Source organism: Curtobacterium sp. HSID17257, from assembly GCF_003989515.1.
Taxonomy (GTDB): Bacteria; Actinomycetota; Actinomycetes; order Actinomycetales; family Microbacteriaceae; genus Curtobacterium.
The window spans coordinates 1-7,601 of the sequence record NZ_RBLU01000132.1; the positions used below are offsets into that span (position 1 = coordinate 1).

7 protein-coding genes are annotated in these 7,601 nt (G+C 71.1%); 6 read left to right on the forward strand and 1 reads right to left on the reverse strand.

Annotated features, from left to right (window positions below):
* Window positions 1-952: LacI family DNA-binding transcriptional regulator (locus tag D8M35_RS14400; RefSeq protein ID WP_148113387.1), on the reverse strand; the 952-nt coding region annotated here is incomplete at its 3' end.
* Window positions 953-1,201: 249 nt separating this feature from the next.
* On the opposite strand from D8M35_RS14400, the gene D8M35_RS14405 reads away from it, so the two are divergent.
* From D8M35_RS14405 to D8M35_RS14430, 6 genes are all read left to right on the forward strand, one after another.
* Window positions 1,202-2,437: a sugar ABC transporter substrate-binding protein gene (locus D8M35_RS14405; RefSeq protein ID WP_126892466.1), complete on the forward strand. Its 1,236-nt coding sequence runs from the start codon at window positions 1,202-1,204 to the stop codon at window positions 2,435-2,437.
* A gap of 93 nt (window positions 2,438-2,530) precedes the next feature.
* Window positions 2,531-3,445, forward strand: a complete 915-nt coding sequence (locus D8M35_RS14410) for a carbohydrate ABC transporter permease (RefSeq protein WP_174234759.1) — start codon at window positions 2,531-2,533, stop codon at window positions 3,443-3,445.
* The gene (locus tag D8M35_RS14415) at window positions 3,442-4,332 is read left to right on the forward strand and encodes a carbohydrate ABC transporter permease (RefSeq protein WP_126892467.1); all 891 of its coding nucleotides are present in this window, start codon (window positions 3,442-3,444) and stop codon (window positions 4,330-4,332) included. Before D8M35_RS14410 ends, D8M35_RS14415 begins: the two co-directional genes overlap by 4 nt.
* A 50-nt stretch (window positions 4,333-4,382) precedes the next feature.
* Window positions 4,383-5,192: a ThuA domain-containing protein gene (locus D8M35_RS14420; protein ID WP_126892468.1), complete on the forward strand. Its 810-nt coding sequence runs from the start codon at window positions 4,383-4,385 to the stop codon at window positions 5,190-5,192.
* A complete protein-coding gene (locus D8M35_RS14425) occupies window positions 5,189-6,310 on the forward strand; it encodes a Gfo/Idh/MocA family protein (protein WP_126892469.1) in 1,122 nt (373 codons plus the stop codon). The genes D8M35_RS14420 and D8M35_RS14425 overlap by 4 nt, the downstream gene beginning before the upstream one ends.
* A 279-nt stretch (window positions 6,311-6,589) precedes the next feature.
* Window positions 6,590-7,601, forward strand: a 1,012-nt coding sequence (locus D8M35_RS14430; protein WP_202976571.1) for a histidine kinase, incomplete at its 3' end; no start/stop codon positions are given.

The following is a 7,601-nucleotide window of genomic DNA, read 5'->3' on the forward strand; positions in this document are numbered from 1 at the left end:
TCTCGACGGACGTGCCGTCGAGGCGGTCGATCAGCGCGTCCGCCGCGCGGACGCCGAGCTCGCGACCGGGCGCGATCATCGTGGAGAGGCGCGGGTGGTGCTGGTCCCCCGCTGCCGCGGAGGACGCGATGCTCAGGACCGAGACGTCGTCCGGCACCCGTCGGCCCGCGGCGTACAGGCCGACGAGCAGCCCGGCGGACGAGTCGTCCTTCATCACGAGCACCGCGGTGACGTCGGGGTCGGCCTCGAGCAGGCGCCGGGCAGCGTCGCGGCCGCCCTCGCTCCCGGGACCGGCGTACACGATCGTTCCCGCACCGCCGCGCTCCGCGACCGAGCGGCGGAAGGTGTCCTCGACCCGCAGGTGCGGCGCGTACCCGGCCATCGGCGTGCCCTCGAGGTTCTCGAGCACCAGCCCGAAGCGCCGGTGGCCCAGGTCCTGCAGGTGGTCGAGGCCGTCCTCGATGGTGGTCTCGAAGTCGATGTCGACGTACGGCAGCTCGTCCGCGTCCCGCGTCCGGCCGATCAGCGTGAACGGGACGCCGAGCTCGGACAGCTTGACGACGCGCGGGTCGTCCATCCGCACCTCCATGAGCACGACGCCGTCGACGAGACCGCCGGAGACCAGGTCGTCGAGGTCGTCGCCCGCCGGGTCGACCGGCCACAGCACCAGGTGGTAGCCCCGCTCGGAGGCCCGCTCGGCGGCGTTCATGAAGAACTCGGACGTGGTCGGGCTGAAGCGGTTGCCCGTGGTCGGGAACAGCAGGGCGATGATCCGGGTCCGTCGGCTCGCGAGGGCGCGCGCCACGACGTTGCCGCGGAACTTCAGCTCGCGCATCGCCGCGGTGACCTTCGCCGTGGTGGCCGGCGTGACGTACTTCGTGCCGTTCACCACGAACGACACCGTCGCGATGGAGACGCCGGCACGGTCGGCGACCTGCTGCATCGTGGCCATCGGACCCTCCTGATCGATCGGTACCGCCCGGCATCCGGGGCACGTCCAGGAGCAGGACGGCGACGGTGCCGACCTGCCCCGCGTGCGCTGCGGTGGTCCTGAGCATAGTCCCGCGGCGGAACCAGAAAAGCGCTTTACAGGTGAAGCGCTTTTCTGTTAGCTTCTCGCCCCAGGACCACCGCGACGACGACGTCAGTGGAGTCGACGCACCGTGTCCTTCCCCGCATCCGCGAAGAGAAGAGCAGTGCAATGAAGCCTGGTTTCCGCTCCACGTCCCGCCGGGGCCGCGCCCTCGTCGGCGCCGCCGCGATCATCGCGACGGTCCCCCTCGTCCTGACCGGGTGCTCCGGCGCCGGCAACGCGTCGTCGTCCGGCGGCGGGAAGACCCTCACGATCGAGGACTACTACGACGCGAACTACGACCCCGTGTACCAGCAGTGCGCGAAGGACGTCGGCGTCGAGGTGAAGATCAACCACGTCGCCGGAGCCGGCCTCATCTCGAAGGTCCTGCAGCAGGCGTCGTCGCGCACCCTGCCCGACGTGCTCATGCTCGACAACCCCGACGTCCAGCAGATCGCCTCGTCCGGAGCGCTCTCCGACCTCGCCGACTACGGTCTCGACGCGGACGACGACGTCCCCGGCGTCAAGGGCGCGAACACCTTCGAGGGCAAGCTCTACGGTCTGCAGCCGAACACGAACTCCATCGCGCTGTACTACAACAAGAAGCTGCTCGCCGACGCCGGCGTCCAGCCGCCCAAGACGTGGGACGAGCTGAAGGCAGCAGCGAAGAAGCTCACCAACGGGTCGACCTACGGCTTCGCGATGAGCAACATCAACACCTACGAGGGCACCTGGCAGTTCCTGCCGTTCTTCTGGTCGAACGGCGGTGACGAGAAGGACATCGCGACGCCCGAGGCCGCGCAGGCGCTGCAGCTCGTGCAGGACCTGCAGGACGACGGCTCGATGTCGAAGAGCTCGATCAACTGGGCACAGGCCGACGTCAACAACCAGTTCATCGCCGGCAAGGCCGCGATGATGATCAACGGTCCGTGGCAGCTGCCGGCACTCAAGAAGGCGAAGGACCTGGAGTTCGACAGCGTCCCGATCCCGACGCGCACCGGGTCCGAGACCGTCGCCCCGCTCGGCGGCGAGGCCTTCACCGTCCCGCAGACGGGCGACAAGGAGAAGATGCAGCTCGCCGGCAAGTTCGTCGGGTGCCTGAACAGCGACAAGATGCAGGCCGTCCTGGCCGGGGTCAGCGGGAACGTGCCCACCAACATCGAGGTCGGCAAGAAGTGGGCCGAGGACCACGCCGACGTGGCCTCGTTCGTCACCACCGTGCAGACCGCCCGCGCGCGCACCGGCGAGCTCGGACCGGACTGGCCCAAGGCCGCCACGAAGATCTACACCGCCGTCCAGCTCGCACTGACCGGCAAGGCCGACCCCGAGCAGGCGCTCGAGCAGGCGCAGTCGCAGAACCAGTAGCGGAGCCGGGGAGCCGGCCGCGAGGCCGGCTCCCCGCCCCTGACGGAAGGACCTGACATGAGCGCCTCCACGCAGATCCGGCCCCGGGCGACGATGCCCGCGGCCCCCGCCCGCCCCGGACAGCGCCGCGCGCGCCTCCGGTCGACCATCACCCGCTGGCTCTTCGTCGTGCCGGCCGCGGTGTTCGTCGCCCTGTTCTTCGGGTACCCCGTGGTCAAGAACGTCGTGATGTCGTTCCAGGACTACACGACGAAGACCTTCTTCACCGGCGAGGCCCCCTGGGTCGGCCTCGGCAACTACGTCGCGGTCTTCTCGAGCAGCGTCTTCACGACCAGCGTCGTCAACACCGCCCTGTTCACCGCGGGCTCGATCGTCCTGCAGTTCGTCCTCGGCCTCGGCCTCGCGCTGTTCTTCCGGCGGCACTTCCCGCTGTCGGGCTTCCTGCGCGGCCTGCTGCTCCTGCCGTGGCTGCTGCCCCTCATCGCGTCGAGCGCGGTGTGGAAGTGGCTGCTCGACCAGGACAGCGGTGCACTGAACCAGCTGCTCGGCGTCGTCGGCATCGGCCCGGTGCCGTGGCTCGTCAGCCCGAGCCTGGCCCTCATCGCCGTGATCGGCGTGAACGTCTGGCTCGGCATCCCCTTCAACACGACGATCCTGTACAGCGGGCTGCAGTCCGTCCCACCGGAGCTCTACGAAGCGGGCGCCCTCGACGGTGCCACCGGGTTCAAGGCGTTCCGGTACATCACCTGGCCGAGCATCCGGAGCGTCGTGAGCGTGGTGATCGTGCTCGGGGTCGTCTACACGCTGAAGGTCGTCGACATCATCCTCGGCCTGACCGGCGGCGGTCCCGCGAACTCGACGCAGACCCTCGCCACGAACGCCTACCACCAGTCGTTCATCAACTTCCAGTTCGGCATCGGAGCCGCGGTGAGCAACGTGCTCATCGTCGTCTCGTTCGTCTTCGCGATGGTCTACATCGCGATCTCACGGAAGGCGGTCGACGAATGAGCGTCGGACTCGCGAACCAGACCGTCACCGTCACGCGCGCGATCACGACGAAGCGGAGCGCGCGATCGCCTCGACCACGCCGCACCGCGAAGGGGCTGCCCTTCACCATCCTCGGGATCGTGTTCCTCGCGATCATGATCTTCCCCGTCTACTGGATGGTGAACACCAGCCTGCAGGCCACCTCGGGCGCCGCCACCGCAACCTGGTTCCCGTGGAACCCGACGTTCGCCGGGTACCGGGCCGCGTTCGCCCAGCAGGGGCAGAACTTCGTGTCGAGCATGATCATCGGCCTCGGCACCGTCGTGCTGACGCTGGCGATCGCCACCCCGGCGGCGTACGGCCTCGCCCGGTTCCGGATGCGCGGCACGAAGGTGTTCCTGCTCGTGCTGCTCATCACGCAGATGATCCCCGGCATCGTCATCGCCAACGCGCTCTACACGCTGTTCAACAACGTCGGGCTCCTGAACAGCTACGTCGGGCTGATCCTGGCCGACAGCGCCGTGCAGGTGCCGTTCGCGATCCTGCTCATGCGGGCGTTCATGGAGTCGATCCCGCCGAGCCTCGTCGAGGCCGCGCTGGTCGACGGCGCGAACGACCTCCGGGCCTTCGTGTCGATCGTCCTGCCGATCAGCCGCAACGCCATCGTCACCGCGGCGCTGTTCACGTTCCTCGGCGCCTGGGGCGACTTCCTCATCGCCCTCACCCTCACGTCGACCGACGCGGTCCGCCCGATCACGCTCGGCATCTACAACTACATCGGCTCGAACGTCACCGACTGGGGACCCGTCATGGCGACGTCGGTCCTCGCGTCACTGCCGGCGGCCGTGCTCCTCATCGTCGCCCAGCGCTACATCTCCGCCGGTGCACTCGGCGGCGCGGTCAAGTGACGACCGCCCCCGCCGGTGCACCCCGCCACTCCTCCAGGAAGGCCCACACCATGACCACCACCCCGCTGCGCATCACCGTCTGGGGCGAGAACGTCCACGAGCAGGTCGAGCAGCACGTCGCCGAGCGCTACCCCGACGGCATGCACGGCGCCATCGCCGACGGCATCCGCGAGAACCTGCCCGACGCCGTCGTCCGGACCGCGACCATGCAGGAGCCCGAGCACGGACTGTCCGAGGCCGTGCTCGCCGAGACCGACGTCCTGACCTGGTGGGGGCACGCCGCCCACGCCGACGTCGACGACGCCGTGGTCGACCGCGTCCACAAGCACGTCCTGTCCGGCATGGGCCTGGTCGTCCTGCACTCCGGCCACTGGTCGAAGATCTTCGGCAAGCTCATGGGCACCACGTGCACCCTGCGCTGGCGGAGCGAGCACGACCAGGAACTCGTCTGGACCGTCAACCCGCAGCACCCGATCACGCGGGGCGTGCCGAACCCGATCGTCATCCCCGAGCAGGAGATGTACGGCGAGTACTTCGACGTGCCCACGCCCGACGAGCTCGTCTTCATCTCCGGGTTCACCGGTGGCGAGGTCTTCCGCAGCGGCATGACCTACCGTCGCGGCCTCGGGAAGATCTTCTACTTCTCGCCCGGCGACCAGGACTTCCCCGTGTACCACCACCCGGACGTCCGACGCGTGGTCGCCAACGGGGCCGAGTGGGCCCGACCGGACCGCGAGCGCGAGCTCCCGACGCTGCGCCGCTACGACCTCGGCGAGTACTTCGAGGGCCAGCACTACCGCGGCCCGTTCGACGACGCACCCGAGGACGAGCCAGCCGAGTCCGCCGAGGCCCGCGCATGACCGATCACGCCCCGCTGCGGGTCGTGCAGGTCGGCGCCGGCGGGATGGGCCGCGCCTGGCTCGGCACCGTCGCCGCCGACCCGGACGTCGAACTCGTCGGCGTCGTCGACCTCGACCTCGACGCCGCGCGCGCCGGGGCCGAACTCGCCGGCTCCCCGACGATCCCGGTCGGGCGCGACCTGCCCGCACTCCTGGCGGAGACCGGCGCCGAGGCCGTCCTCGACATCACGGTGCCCGTCGCCCACCACCCGGTCACGATGGACGCCCTGCACGCCGGGCTCCCCGTGCTCGGCGAGAAGCCCGCGGCGCAGACCGTCGCCGAGGCGCTCTCCCTCGCCGCCGCCGCCGAGGCGACCGGACAGCTCTTCATGGTGTCCCAGTCGCGCCGCTACAACGACCAGCTCGTCGCCTTCCGGCAGCACGTCCGCGCGCTCGGCGGTGTCGGCAGCCTGGGTACGCGCTTCGCGAAGGCACCGCACTTCGGCGGCTTCCGCGAGGAGATGGACGACGTGCTGCTCCTCGACATGGCGATCCACGCGTTCGACTCCGCCCGGTACATGCTCGAGCGCGAACCCGTGTCGGTGTACTGCGAGTCGTGGAACCCGTCGTGGTCCTGGTACCGGGGGGACGCGAACGCCGCCGCGGTCTTCGCCTTCGAGGACGACGTCCGCTACGTCTACGACGGCTCGTGGTGCGCGCCCGGCGACGAGACCTCGTGGAACGGCGACTGGCACGCGACCGGCGCGTCGGGCTCCGCCGCGTGGGACGGCGACCACGACCCGTCGAGCGTGATCGACGACGCACCCGGCACCCCGGCAGGTGCGCCCGGGGTCGGCACGGAGATCGCCGGGGCGCTCGCGTCGTTCGTCCGGGCCGTCCGGACCGGCGCCACCCCCGACGGCGAGGTCCACGGCAACGTGATGAGCCTGGTGATGGTCGACGCGGCGATCGCTTCGGCCCGCTCGGGACAGCGCGTCGTGGTCGACGACGTGCTCGAGCAGGCCCACGCGACGGCGCTCGAGGTCGAGCGGGACGACGCCGTCCGCGAGCGGCTCGCCGCGTGGGGCTCGGTGCGGCAGGCGCTCGCCTCCGCGCCCGACCGGACGCCGGCCGGCTGACGCGAGCACGCACGGACGGGAGGCGCGGTGCCAGCTGCCACCGCGCCTCCCGTCCGTCCCCTGGTCACGCCGCCCTGCCAGACGGATCCGCGCTTACCAGGCGGATCCGCGCGTACCAGGCGGAACCGCGCGTACCAGGTCGTTCCTCCCGACCAGGTACGCGCGGTTCCGCTTCCCACTCCACGTGTGATGGGAAGGAACGAGCACCCGGGCCGGACCCGCTCGTCCAGCAGCCGCGACCGGGACCCGAGCACAGCTCAGGCCGGTTACGGTTGCTCCGTGCGTGGACAACGGGCGTCGACCAGCGGGCAGGCGACCCCGGTCGTGCTCGTCGCCGCCGATCCCCGTCGTCGTGCCGCACGGACCCCCTGGCGACGGGTCCTCGTCGGGGTCGTCGTCGCCGCGCTGCTCGGCGGTGCGGTCGTCGCCACCGCCGGCACCCTCGTCGCGCAACGCGTCGCCGAGTCCTTCGCCGTCCGCGACGCCACCGCCGACACGGCAGCGCTCGCCCGCGTCGTGGTGGAACCCGCCCTCGTCGACGACGTCGCCGGCCGCGACCCGGGTGCCCGTGCCGCCGCACGCGCCCGACTCGACGACGCCCTGGCCGGCGAGTCCCGCGCCGGTTCGACGGTGCGCCTGAAGCTCTGGGGTGCGGACGGCACCGTGCTGTGGTCGGACGAGCCCCGACTGGTGGGCGAGCGCTTCCCGCTGTCCGACGAGGACCTCGAGGCACTCCGGACCGACCGCTCCGACGCCGAGGTGTCCGACCTGGACGAGCCCGAGAACCGCTACGAACGCGGACACGGACCGCTGCTCGAGGCGTACCAGGCGGTGCACACGCCGTCCGGCGAGGCGTTGCTGTTCGAGGCGTACCGCCCCTACGACCAGGTCCTCGCCCGCGCCGCCGACCTGCGGACCGCGTTCGCCGCACTGGCGTTCGGCACGGTCGGGGTCGTCCTCCTGCTGCTCGTCCCGCTCCTGCTCTGGCTGCTCCTGCGGATCCGCGCGGGCCAGCGCCTCCGTGAGCGGCTGCTCGGGCGCGCGCTCGACGCCGAGGCCGACGAGCGACGTCGCCTCGCCGGCGAACTGCACGACGGGCCGGTGCAGGACGTCGCCGGACTGGCGCTGTCGCTCGGTGCGGTGCCCGAGACGCGGGCGGCCGCCGAGACGCTCCGGCAGGCGGTGTCCGCGCTCCGGACCTCGATGACGACCATCCGGCCGGCCGATCCCGGGCGCGACGGCCTCGGCGCGGCGCTCGACGACGCGTGTGCTCGGGCGCGAGCAGCCGGGG